Annotated in this window: 19 protein-coding genes; 7 read left to right on the top strand and 12 right to left on the bottom strand. The window is 59.5% G+C overall.

Annotated features, from left to right (window positions below):
• Positions 1-77 precede the first annotated feature (77 nt).
• The 6 genes from AACZ26_RS04225 to AACZ26_RS04200 form a co-directional block, all read right to left on the bottom strand.
• Positions 78-479 carry a transcriptional regulator GutM gene (locus tag AACZ26_RS04225; RefSeq protein WP_339619370.1) on the bottom strand — a complete coding sequence of 134 codons (402 nt, stop codon included), beginning with the start codon at positions 477-479 and terminating at the stop codon, positions 78-80.
• Between the two features lies 1 nt (position 480).
• Complete coding sequence (locus tag AACZ26_RS04220; RefSeq protein WP_339619368.1) at positions 481-855, bottom strand: PTS glucitol/sorbitol transporter subunit IIA; 375 nt, start codon at positions 853-855, stop codon at positions 481-483.
• 45 nt (positions 856-900) lie between these two features.
• The gene (locus AACZ26_RS04215; RefSeq protein ID WP_339619367.1) at positions 901-1956 is read right to left on the bottom strand and encodes a PTS sorbitol transporter subunit IIB; all 1056 of its coding nucleotides are present in this window, start codon (positions 1954-1956) and stop codon (positions 901-903) included.
• A 2-nt stretch (positions 1957-1958) separates the two neighbouring features.
• Positions 1959-2666 (bottom strand): PTS glucitol/sorbitol transporter subunit IIC, encoded by a 708-nt coding sequence (locus AACZ26_RS04210; protein WP_339619364.1) that lies wholly within the window; start codon positions 2664-2666, stop codon positions 1959-1961.
• A 344-nt stretch (positions 2667-3010) separates the two neighbouring features.
• Positions 3011-4216: a 2-C-methyl-D-erythritol 4-phosphate cytidylyltransferase gene (gene ispD, locus AACZ26_RS04205; protein ID WP_339619362.1), complete on the bottom strand. Its 1206-nt coding sequence runs from the start codon at positions 4214-4216 to the stop codon at positions 3011-3013.
• Positions 4217-4334: 118 nt separating this feature from the next.
• Entirely contained in the window at positions 4335-4817 is a 483-nt protein-coding gene (locus tag AACZ26_RS04200) for a CarD family transcriptional regulator (protein WP_100388339.1), read from the bottom strand.
• A gap of 101 nt (positions 4818-4918) precedes the next feature.
• Here AACZ26_RS04200 and AACZ26_RS04195 point away from each other — a divergent pair, with 101 nt between their 5' ends.
• Entirely contained in the window at positions 4919-5425 is a 507-nt protein-coding gene (locus AACZ26_RS04195; protein WP_339619357.1) for a hypothetical protein, read from the top strand.
• Between the two features lie 100 nt (positions 5426-5525).
• On the opposite strand, the gene AACZ26_RS04190 is transcribed toward AACZ26_RS04195, so the two are convergent.
• Positions 5526-6206: a response regulator transcription factor gene (locus AACZ26_RS04190; protein ID WP_339619356.1), complete on the bottom strand. Its 681-nt coding sequence runs from the start codon at positions 6204-6206 to the stop codon at positions 5526-5528.
• Positions 6203-7357: an ATP-binding protein gene (locus AACZ26_RS04185; RefSeq protein ID WP_339619355.1), complete on the bottom strand. Its 1155-nt coding sequence runs from the start codon at positions 7355-7357 to the stop codon at positions 6203-6205. Before AACZ26_RS04185 ends, AACZ26_RS04190 begins: the two co-directional genes overlap by 4 nt.
• A gap of 167 nt (positions 7358-7524) precedes the next feature.
• Here AACZ26_RS04185 and phoU point away from each other — a divergent pair, with 167 nt between their 5' ends.
• On the top strand, positions 7525-8178 hold the full coding sequence (phoU, locus tag AACZ26_RS04180; protein ID WP_339619354.1) for a phosphate signaling complex protein PhoU: 654 nt from the start codon (positions 7525-7527) through the stop codon (positions 8176-8178).
• 78 nt (positions 8179-8256) lie between these two features.
• On the opposite strand, the gene AACZ26_RS04175 is transcribed toward phoU, so the two are convergent.
• The 4 genes from AACZ26_RS04175 to AACZ26_RS04160 form a co-directional block, all read right to left on the bottom strand.
• Entirely contained in the window at positions 8257-9000 is a 744-nt protein-coding gene (locus AACZ26_RS04175) for a phosphoglyceromutase (RefSeq protein ID WP_339619353.1), read from the bottom strand.
• A gap of 35 nt (positions 9001-9035) precedes the next feature.
• On the bottom strand, positions 9036-10109 hold the full coding sequence (locus tag AACZ26_RS04170) for a folate-binding protein (protein ID WP_339619352.1): 1074 nt from the start codon (positions 10107-10109) through the stop codon (positions 9036-9038).
• Positions 10099-10695 carry an FABP family protein gene (locus AACZ26_RS04165; RefSeq protein WP_339619351.1) on the bottom strand — a complete coding sequence of 199 codons (597 nt, stop codon included), beginning with the start codon at positions 10693-10695 and terminating at the stop codon, positions 10099-10101. The genes AACZ26_RS04170 and AACZ26_RS04165 overlap by 11 nt, the downstream gene beginning before the upstream one ends.
• Positions 10696-10851: 156 nt before the next feature.
• Positions 10852-11106: a hypothetical protein gene (locus AACZ26_RS04160; RefSeq protein ID WP_339619350.1), complete on the bottom strand. Its 255-nt coding sequence runs from the start codon at positions 11104-11106 to the stop codon at positions 10852-10854.
• 93 nt (positions 11107-11199) lie between these two features.
• On the opposite strand from AACZ26_RS04160, the gene AACZ26_RS04155 reads away from it, so the two are divergent.
• The 5 genes from AACZ26_RS04155 to AACZ26_RS04135 all read left to right on the top strand — a co-directional run bounded on the left by AACZ26_RS04155 (position 11200) and on the right by AACZ26_RS04135 (position 17582).
• Positions 11200-11952, top strand: a complete 753-nt coding sequence (locus AACZ26_RS04155; protein ID WP_339619348.1) for a response regulator transcription factor — start codon at positions 11200-11202, stop codon at positions 11950-11952.
• A 77-nt stretch (positions 11953-12029) separates the two neighbouring features.
• Complete coding sequence (locus AACZ26_RS04150) at positions 12030-14210, top strand: RNA degradosome polyphosphate kinase (RefSeq protein ID WP_339619346.1); 2181 nt, start codon at positions 12030-12032, stop codon at positions 14208-14210.
• The gene (locus AACZ26_RS04145) at positions 14207-15145 is read left to right on the top strand and encodes an NUDIX domain-containing protein (protein WP_339619345.1); all 939 of its coding nucleotides are present in this window, start codon (positions 14207-14209) and stop codon (positions 15143-15145) included. The genes AACZ26_RS04150 and AACZ26_RS04145 overlap by 4 nt, the downstream gene beginning before the upstream one ends.
• Positions 15146-15248: 103 nt before the next feature.
• The gene (locus AACZ26_RS04140) at positions 15249-16328 is read left to right on the top strand and encodes a phosphate ABC transporter substrate-binding protein PstS (RefSeq protein ID WP_339619343.1); all 1080 of its coding nucleotides are present in this window, start codon (positions 15249-15251) and stop codon (positions 16326-16328) included.
• 159 nt (positions 16329-16487) lie between these two features.
• Entirely contained in the window at positions 16488-17582 is a 1095-nt protein-coding gene (locus tag AACZ26_RS04135; protein ID WP_339619341.1) for a phosphate ABC transporter substrate-binding protein PstS, read from the top strand.
• Positions 17583-17715 lie beyond the last annotated feature (133 nt).

The raw sequence follows: 17715 nt of genomic DNA, 5'->3' as shown, positions 1-17715 counted from the left end.
AGTATGTGTATTAAGTATGCCCCGCCGAGTACGACGATGCAATGTCGGATGCCGGAACACCCGAACGAGCAATGCCGCTACTTGCGGGCTGCCGCCGCGACGTTGCGCTTATAAGTGACCCAGTACTGCTTGGTCGCATAGTCCACGGCCGCGGTCATCATCTTTTCTTTCGTTCGCAGCGTGGCGGTGTCGAGGTCACCGATTAGCTCGGGGCGCGGCTTGAAGCGCGCGAGCACAGTGCTGCCAACCATGGCCTCTGCAGCCACAATGCGTGTCGTTGAAGCGTCAATAACGAGGAGAACAATCGCGCCGCGCAGAAAGTGCTTGCCGCGGCCCGAGACCAAGAAGTGGTCTTTTACGCCGATGAAACTTGTTCCGAGGCGCTTGGTGGCACGCGAGTACGTGCGCTGCTGGAGGAGGCTGAACACAACGCTCAGAACGAGCGCTGCGATCAGCAGTAGTGCGAAGCCGGTATCCATGTCAACTACCTTCGATGAGCTCAATGGTGACGCCGGCGGAAGGCAAAGTGAGCGTGCCCTTCGCGTGAATAGCGCCGGGGAGAATCTTCTGGCTGTCTTCTGGGTCGCTGTAGACCACGAAGTGGCCAAGCGTGCGGAGGTTGTTGGCTGCGATCTCGCCTACCTCCGTAATGGTGACTTCAGAGCCCCCCACCCGCAGCACGTCGCCCGGCTGGGGATCACGCTGCGGGTGGTGGTGGTCGACAGTATGAACAACGCTTACCTCAGCCAGTTCGGCAGGGCAGGGTTCTCCGAAGAAGATCACCACTCCTCCGTCGAACATTTCGGTGGCGTCCGTTCCGATGGACGTGACCTGGCTGCGGTAATAGGTAGTCATTGCTGTCTCGCTTTTCTCTGCTGTTACGTGTGGTGGATGTGCTGGTTAGACCAGTGCGAAGCTTGCGCCCCACGCGATCAAGACTGCCAGCGGTGACGTGATCAGGCGAGAGAAGAGTACAGCGGGCACGCCCACTGCAACCGTCTCCGGCTTGGCCTCTCCGAGGGCAAGACCCACCGGCACGAAGTCACAACCAACTTGACCGTTGATGGCAAACAGCGTCGGCAGTGCATACTGCACCGGCAGTGCGCCAGCGGCGATCTGTGTACCCATAAGTACACCGACGACCTGTGCGATAGCCGCGCCCGGCCCGAGGATGGGCGACAGGAACGGCAGTCCCGTAATCACGCCAAGCAGGATCAGCCCGATCGGGTTCGAGGCCAGCGGCGTCACAGCTTGCGCAATGAGGTCCGACAGTCCCGAGTAGGTGACGAAACCGATCAGGAGGCTCACGTAGGCCATGAAGGGCAGGATCGTCTGCAGCACGAGCTGGACAGTCTGGCGACCAGACGACAGCAACGTGTTGATGATGTTTCCGACTACCGAACCGAAGCGAGTTGCAATGTTCGAGAAGAAACCGATGAAACCGCCACCGGTAGTCGTCTCAGCGGTGAAGTGCTGAACGTTGCTCGTGCCGAAAGCTCCAGAAGGAGCGGGACTACCGATTGCAGATTCGGATGCAGCGGATGCTTCTGCCGCATGACTCGCGAAGGCATGCTCTCCTCCAGCAAGCTCAACGTTGTCCGTTCCGACGGCGGAAACGAAGACGTCGTCGGTGATGTACTTCGCGAGGGGACCAGACGGTTCTCCCGGGAAGACGTCGACGGTCATCATGCGCTTCTTGGGGTAGACGCCGATGCGCGCAGTTCCACCACAGTTGATCACGACGGCGACAACGCGCTCTTCGGGAATGCTGTTGGTGAATCCGTCGACCGCTTCTGCTCCGGTGAGCTCCGCAATTCGTGCCGCTACCGGGTGGATTCCTCCACCGGTGACGGAGAGAACGACGTTCTTGGTTTCGCTGGGCTCGAGCAGCAGGCCCTTGCCCCATCCACCGTTGCCTGGCTTGACAAATACTTTGTTGTAGGTGTTCTCAGTCACGATTACACCGTCCCTTCAGTGGCAACCGAGGATCCGGTTTTCTTGGTCGACTTTGCCTCGATGAAACGCTCGCTTGCGCGGGCGAATTCGCGGTCGTACTCGTCGAAGATGGCGGTGAGGCCCTGACGACGAATAAGCAACTTGGTGATCCACTCAGTGACAACGCCGCGAATGAAGATGACGACGATTCCGGTTCCGAAGTAAAGCAGTGCGAGCAGCGGGTACTTTTCGGGGGCGATGGAGAGCACGCCAGCCGAAACACCAGCCCATACAAAGATCTCTCCAGCGTTTGCGTGCGGGAAGAAAGCGGTTACGGGGTGCACGAACGACACTGCAGAGTCGTAGAACGCCGGCTTCTGTCGTTCGGGTAGATAGATGCCGAAGGAGTACGCCATCGGGTTCGTCAAGACGATGACCGCGATGATGGGCATAAGCGTGTAGCGCGTGATAGCCCAGCGAGCTGACCACTGCACCGCACGGGTCATGCGCGCTTCGCCCACCCAGGTGGTAATCGCGTACATGAATGTGAGCAGCACGATCAGCGTAGGCAGAATGCCGGTTGCGAGGCCAACGAGCGCTTCACCCGATGCGTTGAAGAGACCGATGAAGTGCGTAGCACCCCACGTAAGGGCCTGAATGAACGGATTGTCGCTGGCCGGTACCGGCGGCGAATCAGCCGCCCAAATTATCGTGTCCAGAACAGATTGCATCTCACACCTTTCTCCAGCCGCAACTTCGTTGTCGGCGCCTGTCAGGGCCGGTGGCTTAGACGTGAGGTGTGTGTCCCCATCGACCCTGTTACTGCATTTGCACATTTGTGAGCATAGAACTCACAGTCGTGTAATAACAGGTATAGCAGCACAGCAAGGATTCAACCAAGGCCGCAGCAAAAGAAATTAGTACTCAGGTTCAGTTGAGGCTTATGAGTACCGCCGGCGCGAGGCCACAACAGCCGTATTTCGCGCAGTCTCGCCCGGGGAGAAGGCGACCACGGGGAGCTTCCTGGCGCAACGACGAGACAACGAGCCCGAGCTCGTTGCACGCCGAAGAAGGTCTAGTCCCGCGTGTGGGAAGCTTCGGCTACCGTGCGGGCGTGAACTAGAGCGGTAGCAATGGCTGCCATGCCTTCGCCGCGGCCCGTGAAACCGAGCGCATCGGAGGTCGTGCCAGCGATGCTTACTGAGGCTCCGATGATTCCGCTCAAGAACTCTTCAGCCTCCACGCGACGACGTGACACCATCGGGTGGTTGCCGATAAGTTGCACGGACACGTTGCCCACTTCGAAGCCCGCATCGCGCACCAGGTAGACGGTTTCTCGCAAGAACACATCACCATGAGCATCTTCAAACTTGGGGTCGCTCGTGCCGAAGACACTGCCCAGATCGCCGAGCTTGGCAGCGGAGAGGATTGCATCGCAGATCGCGTGGGCGACAACATCGCCATCGCTGTGGCCGCGAAGGCCGATCTCATTGGGCCAGTGCAGACCGGCGAGCCACAACTGCTTCGTCTCGTCATAGGCGTGCACATCTGTGCCCGTGCCCACGCGGATGCTCGTGGCCGCAGATTCGGTGAACAGTTGCTCAGCGCGACGCAACTCCCACGCGGTCGTAATCTTGAAGGCAAGCGGATCGCCAGCAATGACTGAGACGGGATAGCCAGCATCAGCAACGAGAGCAGAATCGTCGGTGTGCTCTTCTTTCGCAGCCTTGTGCGCAGCAACAAGCTGCTCCCGCGGGAAGCCCTGCGGAGTTTGAACCGCCATCAGCACAGAGCGATCTACCGTCTCTACGATCTGACCGTTTTCATCGGTGCGCTTAATCGTGTCAGCTACGGGAAGTCCCGGAACTACACCTGCATTGGAGGTGCGAACTTCGGATGCGACTGAATCAAACACGAGGCTCGGAGTAAGCGGGCGAGCAGCGTCGTGAACCAGCACAACGTCGATGCTCGGCTCCAGAAACTTGAGAGCCTCGGCCACCGACTCTTGACGCGTGGAACCGCCCACGATGATCGTGGGCTCTCGATCGCGACCGCCAGGAACAGAGCGCGCGAGTTGCTTCGCAATGGGACCGTAGGACATCGGGACCGTAATGATCACCTGAGTGGGCTCGGCCATCGCGAAGACAGATTCGAGAGCACGGCTTAGCGTAGGGCGACCAGCGAGGTGCACGAAAGCTTTTGGCTCGTTGCGACCGAGGCGTGTGCCGTTTCCGGCGCCGAGAAGGATCACGGCGACGCGGGGATTATTCTGTTGGCTCATGTGAGGCGGGTATCTCCAAATCGATGGGCGAGGAAATACTCCTCCGCCAAAAAGACGTAGCGAACCAGCCTACCCACTCACTCCTGTGAATTCATTCAGCAACGTGCAGATAGTGCGGTTAAGACGCAAGAACCTCGTCGAGAACCAGCGACGCTTTGTCTTCGTCTGTCTTCTCGGCTAGAGCTAGCTCAGAAATAAGAATCTGACGCGCTTTCGCAAGCATGCGCTTCTCCCCAGCGGAAAGACCGCGGTCTTGGTCACGACGCCACAGATCGCGAACGACTTCAGAGACCTTGATGACATCGCCAGAAGCCAGCTTCTCCAGGTTGGCCTTGTAGCGACGCGACCAGTTGGTGGGCTCTTCGGTGAACGGTGCACGAAGCACCTCGAACACTGCGTCGAGCCCCTCACGACCGATAACGTCGCGGACACCCACGAGATCAACATTCTCAGCGGGTACTTCGATGGTGAGATCGCCCTGGGTTACGTTGAGCTTAAGATAGATTTTCTCTTCGCCCTTGATGGTGCGCTTCTTCACCTCGGTGATGGTTGCAGCACCGTGATGGGGATAAACGACTGTCTCGCCGACCTCAAACAACATGAATAGTGGTCCTCTCGAAGAAAACCCAGTTTATCACAGTAAACACATGGTAAGGGTTGCCTAAGTAAACCACTCCGCGCGGCTATCTATAGTATGGATGTGTGACAGTACGCACTCGCGCCGCGCGCGCCGCAGCCTCCGCCCTCATCGCCGGAGCCCTCCTCGTGGGCACCGCCGGTTGTTCGTTCATCACGCCAACGGCGACACTGAACCACTACGACCCCAGCGACGGCATCGGTGCCGAAGTTGGCGACGTCAAGGTGCGCAACGTTCTTGCCATCAGCAACGACGACCAATCCGCTGTCAGCCTCATGGTCACGGTCATCAACACAAGCTCTTCAAGTGGCAGCCTTCGTATGCAATACGAGTCGGCCGACGGCGAGCGCATCGACATCTCCAAGCCCGTTTCGTCCAACGAGGTCAAGCACTACGGCACCACGGTTGACGGCGACATGATCGTCATCGACGATGCCGACATCCGTGCCGGCCAGTTGTTCCCGATCTACTTTCAGTTCGGCAACCAGAGCGGTGAGGAGTTGCTCGTTCCCGTAATTTCGGGCGACGACCCCATCTACTCAGATCTCGCGCCGGCTAGCGCGCTCCAGTAGCACTAAGGCTCTCCGCCAGTTCGGCGCGCTTACCCGTTCAGGTAGAGAGGCCAGCAGAATCCGACGCACTTCGACCTAGTCCAAGTGCGCCAGCGCTCTTCTAATCTTCGAATCGATAGCCCAGCCCGCGCACCGTCACGAGAAGAGTCGGCTGCGATGGCGTCTTCTCAATCTTCGAGCGGATGCGTTTGATGTGCACGTCGAGCGTCTTAGTATCGCCGAAGTAGTCAGCACCCCACACGCGATCTATCAGCTGACCTCGAGTCAGCACGCGGCCACCGTTGCGCAGCAAAAGTTCGAGCAATTCAAACTCTTTGAGCGGCATGGTGACATCGACGCCATCTACCGAGACAGTGTGACGCTCAACATCCATGCGCACTCCCCCGGCTTCCAACACAGAATCTGTCTCATCGATATCTTCTGCGCGACGACGCGTAACAGCACGGATGCGCGCCAACAGCTCCCGCGTGGAATAAGGCTTAGTGACATAGTCATCCGCGCCAAGCTCGAGGCCGACCACGATGTCCACTTCGCTGTCTTTCGCGGTGAGCATGATGATGGGCACGCTCGAACGGGTGCGGATCTCGCGGCACACTTCGGTGCCCGAGAGGCCGGGGAGCATGAGGTCGAGCAGGATGAGATCTGCACCGTTGCGGTCGAATTCAGTAAGAGCCGCGAGGCCGTCTTCGGCGATCGTCGTTTCGTAGCCTTCTCGTTCTAGGAGGAATGCGAGCGGCTCGCTCAACGACGGCTCATCTTCGACGATCAAAATGCGGGTCATTGTTTGTCTCCTGTTGCGTTGGTTACATCGGGATCGATTTCGGGCAGTCGAATCGTGAAGGTGGAGCCACTGCCGAGCTGGGACCACACGCGAATGTCGCCACCGTGGTTTTGGACGACATGCTTCGCGATACTGAGTCCAAGCCCGCTACCGCCAGTGTGCCTGCTGCGCGCCGGGTCACTGCGATAGAAGCGCTCAAAAACCCGGTCAAGCTCGTCTTCGGGAATCCCGACACCCTGGTCGGTGACGGCGACCTCGATGGCCCCGTCACGGTACCGCACTCCGATACCTACTCTCGTGTTTTCGGGTGAGTACTGCACGGCGTTGGAAATGAGGTTATCGAGGGCAAGCACGAGCAGTTTCTCATCTCCAAACACTTCCAACCCAGTCAGCCCACCACTAGCGAGAGTGACCTTGTTGAACTCAGCGACTGCGCGGTTTTGGTCAATAGCGACCGAGACGACGTTGTCGATGTCCACGAGAGCAGCCTCAGCAAGCCCATCGGCCGACTGCAATCGCGAGAGCTCGATGATCTCCTGGGTGATGCGAGCGAGGCGGTGAGACTCCTTGGTGAGGCGCTTAGCGAATCGCTTCACCTGATCCGGTTCATCTGAGGCACTCACGAGGGCTTCAGCGAGCAGGCCGACCGCACCAATCGGGGTTTTGAGCTCATGGCTGATGTTAGCGACGAAGTCTCTGCGCACCTCGTCAAGGCGGTATGACTCGGTGCGATCTTCGGCCAACAGCAAAACATAGCGCGTGCCGAGACGAGCTACGCGAACAAAAAGATAAATGTTGGCGTCGCCAAAAGGGCCACGCGACAGATGCACTTCTTGCGCAATGGGTTCGCCAGTTCGCCGCACTTGGTCGACAAATTCGACAAGTTCGGGATGAACGAGGGCGTGATTCCACACGAGGCCGTAGGTCAACGCACCCGTCGAAGCCTTCATGATGTTGTTCGAGGGATCGAGCACGATACCTGCGGATTCCAGCGCATCGATGACCTGATCGACGCCGTCGGGAACCGCTGAAGAGACCACGTGAGCGGCTCGTTGGCCGCGCTTGGCTGCTGCGTAAATGATGAAGGACATACCACCGCCGAGAAATACGCCAAAAGCGAGGGCGGCAGGCACGAGCCACGCAGAGTCCATAACGACTAGATTAGTTACATCTGAAGCGTTCGCTTGCCGCGAGTTCGCGACGAGTGCTCACTTCAGATAAAGTTCAGGCCGCCAACACCTGTTGTTAACCTAACGCGGGCAGGGTGGCCTAAGCCGTGCGGGCTTCGTCATGCCCGTATCGAAGGGACGTAGATAGCGTGCGCGAAGTATTTCAACAAGAACTGCGCGAGGTGCAAGACCGCCTCGTCGAAATTGCCAGCTTGGTGGCGGTCTCAATAGAGAACGCCACAAAAGCATTTAATGAGTCGGATGTCTCGCTCGCCGAAACGGTGATCGCTGATGACGATGAGATTGATGCTGCAGCGGCTGAACTTGACGAGCTTGCGATCAACATCCTCGCTCGTCAACAACCAGTCGCCCGCGACTTGAGAATTGTCGTGAGTGCGTTGCGCATCAGCGCATCGCTCGAGCGCATGGGCGACATGGCTGAGCACATCGCCCAGCTAGCTCGCTACCGCTTCCCCGACAAGGTGGTGCCCAAGTCTCTGCGAGGAACCTTCGCGGAGCTCGGAGCCCTCGACGTCGCGGTCGCCAAGAAGCTGGTTGAGCTGCTCAAGCATGAAGATGTGCGCGTTGCCGAAGAGATTCGCAACGACGATGACAAGATCGACGCGCTGCACCTCAGCGTGTTCGACAAGGTGCTCGGCGAGACCTGGAAGGGCGCTGCGGTGGACACCGTGGATGCCACTCTGGCGTCGCGCTACCACGAGCGTTTCGCAGACCACGCGGTCTCGATCGCCAAGAAGGTTCAATACCTTGCTACGGGCGATTGGGTACCCGCCGACGACTAGAGCGTCACTGCGTGACAAAGCCCCGACGAGATTCACTCTCGTCGGGGCTTTGTGCGTTATGCGTGTGTAAGCCGGAGGTTACTTCTTGCCCTGCGAAGCTACAGCCGCGGCACCAGCCGCAGCAGCCTCTGGGTCGAGGTAGTAGGCGGGCTTGATCGGCATGAAGTTGTCGTCAAGCTCGTACACGAGTGGGATACCCGTGGGGATGTTGAGGCTAGCGATGTCGTCATCTGAGATGCCATCGAGGTGCTTGACGAGCGCGCGCAGCGAGTTGCCGTGGGCGGTAACGAGCACAGTCTTGCCTGCCGCGAGATCCTTCGTGATGTCGGATTCCCAATACGGAAGCATGCGATCGATGACGATCTTGAGGCTTTCGGTGCGAGGAACCTCGCCGTCGATACCGACATAGCGACGCTCGTGCGCCTGGCTGTATTCAGCGTCGTCGGCGAGCTCGGGCGGCGGCACATCGAAGCTGCGGCGCCAAGTCATGAACTTCTCTTCGCCAAACTCTTCAAGAGTCTGCGCTTTGTCTTTGCCTTGCAGCGCGCCATAGTGACGTTCGTTGAGTCGCCACGAACGCTTAACGGGCAGCCAGTCGAGGTCAGCAACCTCGAGGGCAATGTTTGCCGTGTGAATCGCGCGCTTCAACAGCGACGTGTAAAGAACGTCAGGCTGCTTGTCGAAGGCGGCGATCAGCTCGCCAGCACGTGCGGCCTCGCCGCGACCTTGCTCGGTGAGCCCGACATCCACCCAACCGGTGAAGAGATTCTTTTGGTTCCATTCGGAGTTGCCGTGGCGCAACAAAATCAGGGTGTGAGTCATATCTCAAGAGTACCGAGAATGATTGGATGCCGCTGCTAGCCGCGAGTAACGGCTCCGAGACGCGGCAGTCGCGGCACGTTTGCTTCGGCCCCGGCGTCAGTGGGCACAATGACCTCTTGCGCTGCGGCGATCTCGCCAACGTCGGAGGTGACAGCCAACGTTTGCGCAGCATCCACTCCCCGTTTGATCACGGCAAGTGCAATAGGTCCAAGCTCGAAGTGACGCGCTGATGCCGTAACAGAGCCGACAGTTTTCTCGCCGAGGCGAACTTCGGCACCCACTTCGGGCAGTGCCCCCTCCGAGCCGTCAAGGTGCAGCATGACGAGGCGACGAGGCGGATGCCCGAGGTTATGCACCTTCGCGACAGTCTCTTGCCCGCGGTAGCACCCCTTGTTGAGGTGCACTGCGGAGCGCATCCAGTCAAGTTCGTGGGGAATCGTGCGGTCATCGACTTCGGAGCTGAATCGAGGTCGCCAGGCGGCGATCCTGAGGGCCTCGAAGGCGAGCGAGCCGGCGGCGTCGAAGGCCGAAAGATCGGTAGCGGTAGCGACGAGGGTTTCGCGATAGCTCCAGTCAGCCGCGGGGTGAGCCGCCGCCGTGGAGTACTGGTGACCGCCGCGAACAACTGTCGCCCACGGGTCGGTCCAGACGAGCGGGACGTCGTGAGACCTGGCGGCAGGAACCTCGAGGGCGTCCCCAAAGCTGCCGACAGTAATGAAATCTTCGCTGCGATCGACAATCTCGACGCGGAGCATGAAGCGCATGCGATTGAGCCATGCTACGAGCGATTCGCGCTGTGCCCCATCGATGAGCAGCCACAGGGTTTCGCCGTCATCGATAAGACGCATGGCATGTTCGACTCGACCATTGGGGTTGAGCAAGAGAGTTTCGGCGCTGTCTCCCGGGGCGAGACCCTTGAGGGACTGCGTGGTGAGGGAATCGAGCCACGTGAGGCGGTCGGGTCCCGTGATCGTGATGACGGCGCTGTCGGCGAGCTCGCCGATCGAGCGTCCCTCAGAGAGAGAGCGCTGTTCACCGAACGGGTTTCCGTAGTGCTCGGGAGGATCGCCTATCGCACCGGGACGGTCGGCGAAGGAACTACTCGACACGAGCGAGCCGCCCTGAAGCGTGAGTGCGCAAGTCTTGACCGAGGGCCGCGATATCCCAGGCCCACAGCAGGTGGGCATCCACAAGTCCGTACATGCGGGTAGCCGCCGTGTACTCTTTCGCGCTCTGCGTGCGCATGACGGCGTCGGTGGCGAGATCAATGCGCGGCCCCGCCACTTCGCCAATATAGAACTCGTTAATGCCACCCGGATGCACGAGAGAAACCTCAATCTCGAAGCCACCGTTGGGCGTGCGAAGGTTCTCGACTTCTTCGGCGGAGCCAAATGGCCGCTCGCCAAGTGCCGGAAGCAGTCCTGGACCCGGATCGCCATCCGTGGCGGGGCGGCGAAGGCGCCAATACCCGGTCTCTGTCACGTGCGGAGTGCGCTCATCATCGAGCAACCACGTGTACGAGTTGTAGTTGAGGTGCGGAAGTCCGTCGTGTGTGAAGCTAATGCGCTGGCCAAACTCGACGCTGCGCGTGCCGTCGCCAATCTTGTAGTCGACGATGCCCGTACCCTCCCAGAGGCCAACGAGCCACGACAGTGGCGCAAGTTCGGCTGGCCCGGAGGCGTCGAGCTCAATCACGAGGGCGTGCGGCTAGCGCTGGCCGCGAAAGAGGTTGTAGACCACAACAACCGACACGTAGCCGATAGACAGCGTCGCGAGGCCGAGAAGGCCAACGAAGAAGAGCTCAAGTGCGAGAAGCATGTACTAATCCTATCCCTGTGCAGCCCAGCAGCACTAAATGAAAGCGAAAATGGCCGTGGCTGCTGCCACAACAACGAGGGCACCGACCATGCTGGCGGTCGCTCGGGCGACAAATCCATCTTTGCGATGAATAAGCAGTTGAACGATGAACGTCAGGATGACGCAGGCCGCGAGAACAATGGCCAACCACGTGACTCGCGACTCTGGCTCGGCGACAGAAGCAATGATCAGTACGCCAACAAGACTCAACAGCCACACGGGCACAACGCTCCATTTTTGCCAAGTCATGCCTTCATCGTACCGAGAACCGGCCGAACTCGGGGCCGTCACGAGAGCGCGGCGGCGCACGGTAGAATCCTTTTCACGCAGTGGGGAGGCCATATGGCACACATCTTGATGCTTAGCTCTGCGCCCGACGCTGAACCATTACCCTCCCTGGGTTTGCTCAGCCATACGGTGGAGGTAGTCGTTGCCGCGCCCGCAACTCTTGTTGCCGCCCCCACCACTGACCTCATCATGGTCGACGCGACGACAAATCTTGCAGCAGCCAAAGGGGTGTGCGGCGTTCTCCATTCCGGCGGGATTTCGGTTCCGCTCTTCGCGATTGTCACCGATGGTGGCCTCGCGGCCGTCAATCACCAGTGGCACGTCGATGATCTCCTCGTTGTTGGCGCGGGACCAGCCGAAATTGATGCTCGCATCCGCTTGGCGATGGCGCGCCGAGAAGGAGAGAGTTCGGCATCGAAGATTCGAGCATCCGGAATCGTCATTGACGAAGCAAGCTATTCCGCAAAAGCTCGCGATCGATCACTCGACCTCACCTTCAAAGAATTTGAGTTGCTTCGCTTCTTGGCGTCGCACCCTGGGCACGTCTTCACTCGTGAACAGCTCTTGAGCGAAGTGTGGGGCTACGACTACTTCGGCGGCACCCGCACAGTGGACGTTCACGTGCGACGTTTGCGTGCCAAACTCGGCGACCTCGAATCCCTCATCGGAACGGTTCGCAACGTCGGCTACTGCTTCAACATCGCTGAAGAGCCAGAGAAAACTCCTCCCGCTCAAGCCACCCCGGCCAGCACTACGGCGAGCGCCGACGCCGAGGTTGAATCGCTGTCGGCCAGCATCGCGGTCTAAGGCACACTCGTCACGACTTTTGCCCAATCGTGGGCGGAGTTAATCAGTTGTTCATCACTCAGTGGCAGGATGATCAGATGGACAACGACAGCGCGATAGCCGACCCCAGTTCCGCTACCGACTCACTCGATGAATACGACATCGACGAGTCATCAAGCGTTGACGATGGCACGCTGATTTATGACCGCTACCTCGACCGTGAACTGAGCTGGCTCGCGTTCAACCAGCGAGTGCTCGAGCTTGCTGAAGATGAGTCCTTGCCCCTGCTGGAGCGCGCTAACTTCTTGGCGATCTTTGCCAGCAACCTCGATGAGTTCTTCATGGTGCGCGTTGCCGGCCTCAAGCGCCGCATCGACACGGGCCTTGCCGTGCCCACGAACACGGGCCGGGCCCCCGCCGAAGTACTCGAAGAATTGAGCGCTGCAGCTCACGCGCTGCAAGAGCGTCACGCCGCTGAGTTCCGTAACAGCGTCAAGCCAGCGCTCGATGCTGAAGGCATCCATATTGAGTCGTGGTCTGACCTTGGCCCTGAAGATCGCGAGCGCGTAGACGAAATCTTCTCGACCCAGATTTTTCCCGTGCTGATGCCCTTGGCGGTCGACCCCGCGCATCCGTTCCCCTACATTTCTGGGCTCTCACTCAACCTCTCGATTCGAGTGCGTAACCCCAAGACGCACAAGGAAGAGTTTGCGCGACTCAAGGTGCCGAGCGTCTTGCCGCGGTTTGTGCAATTGCCGGATGACGGCAGTGACCAATTGCGCTACATCCCTCTCGAAGATCTCATTTCGAATCATCTCGACGCCCTCTTTCCCGGCATGGAAATTCTGGCGCACCACGAGTTCCGGGTGACGCGAAACGAAGACGTGAACGTCGACGAAGATGAGTCAGAGAACCTCATCAAGTCGCTCGAGAAGCAGATTCTGAATCGACGCTTTGGGCCGCCCATCCGTCTTGAGATCACCGACGACATGGATGACGTGACCCTCGGCCTGCTCGTGCGGGAACTCAAGATCACCGAGCAAGAGGTGTATCGCCTTCCGGCTCCGCTGAACCTCAGCGGGCTGTTCCAACTCACTCGAATCGACCGCCCGGCCCTCAAGTACTCGCGCCATGTGCCGATCACGAGCCCAAGCCTTATGCCAACGGAAGGCAACGAGCGGGCGGACATTTTCCGCGCAATCGCCCGTAAAGACATCCTGCTCCATCACCCCTACGAATCGTTCTCCACGAGCGTGCAGGCTTTTCTCGAACAAGCCGCCGCTGACCCCGATGTGTTGGCCATCAAGCAAACCCTGTATCGCACGAGCGGTGACAGCCCCATCGTCGAGGCGCTCATTGACGCGGCTGAAGCAGGAAAAGCTGTACTCGCTCTCGTCGAAATCAAGGCCCGTTTCGATGAGACCGCGAACATCTCCTGGGCTCGCAAACTCGAAAAGGCGGGAGTGCATGTCGTGTACGGCCTTGTCGGGCTCAAGACGCACTGCAAGCTCGCCCTTGTCGTGCGTCAAGAAGAGGGCAAGCTGCGCCACTACGCCCACATCGGCACGGGAAACTACAACCCGAAAACCAGCAGGCTTTATGAAGACTTGGGGCTGCTCACCGCCGACGACCAAGTCGGCAAGGACCTCACCCGGCTCTTCAACGAGCTCTCCGGCTATGCCATCGAGAAGAAGTTCAAGCGATTGCTCGTGGCTCCGCGCCATTTGCGCAAGGGGCTTGTCAAGCAGATTGAGGCCGAAGCTAAGAATGCACGCGCTGGCCTGCCCTCGGGCATCCGCATCAAATTGAACTCGATGGTGGATGAGGCGATCATTGACGCTCTCTACCGGGCCAACAATGCCGGGGTTCCCATCGACATCGTGGTGCGCGGAATCTGCTCGTTGCGGGCGGGAGTGCCTGGGCTGAGCGAGAACATTCGTGTGCGCTCGGTTCTCGGCCGTTACCTCGAGCACTCGCGGGTTTTCTCATTCCACAACAACGGTGATCCGCAAGTGTTCATCGGCAGTTCTGACATGATGCACCGCAACCTTGACCGCCGAGTTGAGGCCCTCGTGCGCATTGTCGAACCAGAACACATCGAGGAACTTGAGTACATTTTCGACCTCGCCGTCGATGCCAGCACTGCGTCGTGGTGGCTGGATTCTGAGGGCAATTGGGTGCGCCACGGCCATTCGGACGACGGAGAACCCCTCAACGACCTACAGAATGTTCTTATGAAGAGAATCACACAGCGCAAACGAGGCGGAGCTCGCCGGTGACCGCTGCGACCGCACCAGTCCTCGCCGCGGGGATTGTGTGCTGGCGCGTCGTCGACGGCAAGCCACGAGTGCTGCTCGTGCATCGCACGGTGCACAAAGACGTTTCGCTGCCCAAGGGCAAGCTTGATCCCGGTGAGTTGTTGCCAGAGACTGCCGTGCGCGAAATCTTCGAAGAGACTGGCTTGAGTGTTGACCTCGGCGTTCCGCTTGGCAACGTGCACTACACGCTCGGCAATGGGCGCGACAAGTATGTCTACTATTGGTCGGCAGAAGTGAACGATCACATTCTGGAACTCGCCAAATTCACCCCCAACGGCGAAATCTCGTCGCTGGAATGGCTGTCGCTCTCTAAGGCCCGCAAGAAAGTCAGTTACACCCACGACGTCGATGTGCTCGACCGCTTCGCCGCACTCTATGAGGCAGGCAACGCCCGCACTTTCGCGATGATCGCAGTGCGTCACGGCAAAGCAGTGCCCGGAGAAACCTGGGACGGACCGGATGCCACTCGCCCGCTCCTGCACCGCGGAGCAGATCAAGCCGCCACGATCGCGGGCAGCATTGCCGCATTCGCTCCCGACCGCATCCTGAGTAGCACCGCCGCGCGTTGCGTCGCAACAATTACACCGCTGTCGCAGCGCACCGCGATTGAGATCAAACCCACAGACGACCTCAGTCAAGACGCCTACCGAAGCAATGGCGATGCGGTTACCGCTCTCGTCGCGAAACGACTGAAAAAGCAACAAACCACGGTGATGTGCAGTCACGGCCCCGTGCTTCCGCAGATCGTGGGCGCTCTCGCCGAAGCCTCCCATACGACGCCGGACAGCAATCTTCGTGCCGCCGCCATGCTCAGCACTGGCGACTTTTCTGTGCTGCATTTCGCGCGCGACACGAAAAAACTGCGCCTTGTAGCGGTGGAAACACACCAGTCCTGACGACGATTGTGCGCGGCTCACGCTGGCCGCGGTTACCGGGCGATGAAATCTTGCTGAATTCACGAGAGAATGACGTGCACGTCAGTTTCTCGAAAGGATTCCTGTGAAGTTCACCCGTCTCGGCACCGTCACCGCTATCGCGATGGCGAGCGCACTCGCACTCACCGGATGCGTTCCTGCTCCGGGCGGTAACGTCTCGGGTCCCTCCGGCACCATCATCGGCGCTGGAGCCTCGTCACAGCAAGCGGCGCAAGAGGCGTGGGTTCGCGGGTTCCAGCTGGCGAATGTTGCTGCAACGGTCGAGTTCGACCCCATCGGTTCCGGTGGAGGACGAGACACCTTCATCGGCGGTGGCTCGATGTTCGCAGCATCCGATCGCGCGTTCAAGGTCGACGAGATTGCGGATGCCGACTTCGTCTCGTGCGTGCCCGATACCGGAATCCTTGAAATCCCGGCCTACATCTCGCCCATCGCGATCATTTTCAACCTCGATGGCGTCGAATCACTCAATCTCGATGCCGCTACCATCGCTGGCATTTTTAGCGGCGAAATTGACCAGTGGGATGACGCGGCAATCGTTGCCCAAAACCCCACGGCCGATCTTCCTAACCTCACTATCACGGCCGTGCACCGCGCAGACGACTCGGGCACGACAGCCAACTTCACTGACTACCTGGCAGCAGCAGCCCCCTCGGTGTGGACTGTCGGCTCGATCGAGAAATGGCCTCTTGACTTCGGCGGAGAAGCTGCGCCGCAAACATCCGGGGTCGTGGATGCGGTGAGCAACGGAACCGGAACCATCGGCTACGCTGACGCCTCGCGCGTCGGCGAGCTCGGAGCTGTCGCGGTCAAAGTCGGCGAGGAATACGTCGCCTACTCGCCAGAAGCCGCCGCCGCGATCATTGATGTCTCGCCCTTTGGTGAAGGACGAGGTGAGACCGACTTTGCCGTTGACATCGACCGCGCGTCCACCGCCAGCGGCGTTTACCCGGTTGTTCTCATCAGCTATCTGATCGCCTGCAACGAGTACGCCTCGAACGAGCGAGTGGATGTTCTCCGCGGCTACCTCGACTACGTCATCAGCCCCGAAGGACAACAGGCTGCGGCCGCGTCCGCCGGTTCTGCCCCCATTTCGGCTTCTCTGTACGAGAAGGCTCGCGCTGCTGTCGCAGCAATCAAATAGCTCACTTCCCCGCGAAACCGGGGCGGAACTCTTTCGCGTTGATTCGGCGTTTACCTGCCGTTTACCTAACCGGGTCAAGCTGGCTACCTGCGCTGCCTAGGTTTTCTGTTTAGGTCGCACCGGCCTGAAACCTGTAATCAACATCCCGAAGGGAAAACTGTGAACTTCAAGCGTCTTGGCACCATCGGTGCCATTGCTATCGCAGGCACCATCCTCCTCTCCTCATGTGCAGCTGGAACAGACAGCGGCACCGAAGAAGGAACCGCATCAGACCTCACCGGAACCCTCGTGGGCGCCGGCGCTTCCTCGCAGCAGTCAGCCCAAGAGGCCTGGGTTGCTGGATTCCAGATGGCAAACGAGAACGTCTCAGTCGAATACGATCCCATCGGCTCCGGTGGTGGACGCGACACGTTCATCGGTGGCGGAAGCCAGTTCGCTGGCTCTGACCGCGCATTCAAGGACGAGGAAATTGCCGAAGACAACTTCGCTCCCTGCGTTCCCGGCACCGGCATCCTCGAGATCCCTGCCTACATCTCCCCTATCGCGATCATCTTCAACCTCGACGGAATTGACTCGCTCAACCTCGACGCTGCTGCAATCGCTGGCATTTTCTCCGGCCAGATCACCAACTGGAACGATGAAGCGATCACGTCGCAAAACGATGGCGTAGAGCTTCCTGACTTGGCCATCACCGCTGTTCACCGCGCGGATGACTCAGGAACCACCGCGAACTTCACCGACTACCTGTCGGCTGCTGCGCCCTCGGTCTGGACCGTCGGATCGATCGAAACCTGGCCCACCGAGTTCGGTGGCGAGGGTGCTCCTCAGACCTCGGGTCTCGTTGACGCCGTCACCAACGGAACCGGAACCATCGGTTACGCCGACGCATCGCGTGCCGGAGACCTCGGAACCGTCGCCGTCAAGGTCGGCGACGAGTACGTTCCGTACTCCCCCGAAGCTGCCGCAGCAATCGTTGATGCGTCGCCTCTCGCCGAGGGCCGAGGCGAGACGGACTTCGCAGTGAACATCGACCGCACATCTGCTGAATCGGGTGTATACCCGGTCGTTCTCCTCAGCTACCTGATCGCCTGCAACGAGTACGTATCGAGCGACGGCGTTGACTTGGTCAAGGGCTACCTCTCCTACGTCATCAGCCCCGAGGGTCAGAGCACGGCTGCAGAAGCTGCTGGCTCCGCCCCCATCTCCTCCTCGTTCTACGAGAAGGCTCAGGCTGCAGTAGACGCCATCAAGTAACACCGTGAGTCTGCCTCGGCCCCGTTGCTACCAGCAGCGGGGTCGGGCAGACTTTCCTCTGGGCCGCACACACACAGTCCAGAGAACAGCATGATCCAGACACAACGCACCAAGCCAAGCCAGGGATAAGGGA

Source organism: uncultured Salinibacterium sp., assembly GCF_963974405.1.
Lineage (GTDB): Bacteria > Actinomycetota > Actinomycetes > Actinomycetales > Microbacteriaceae > Rhodoglobus.
Note: the sequence above shows the minus strand (reverse complement) of the source record. Positions and strands in the feature narration are given on the sequence as shown.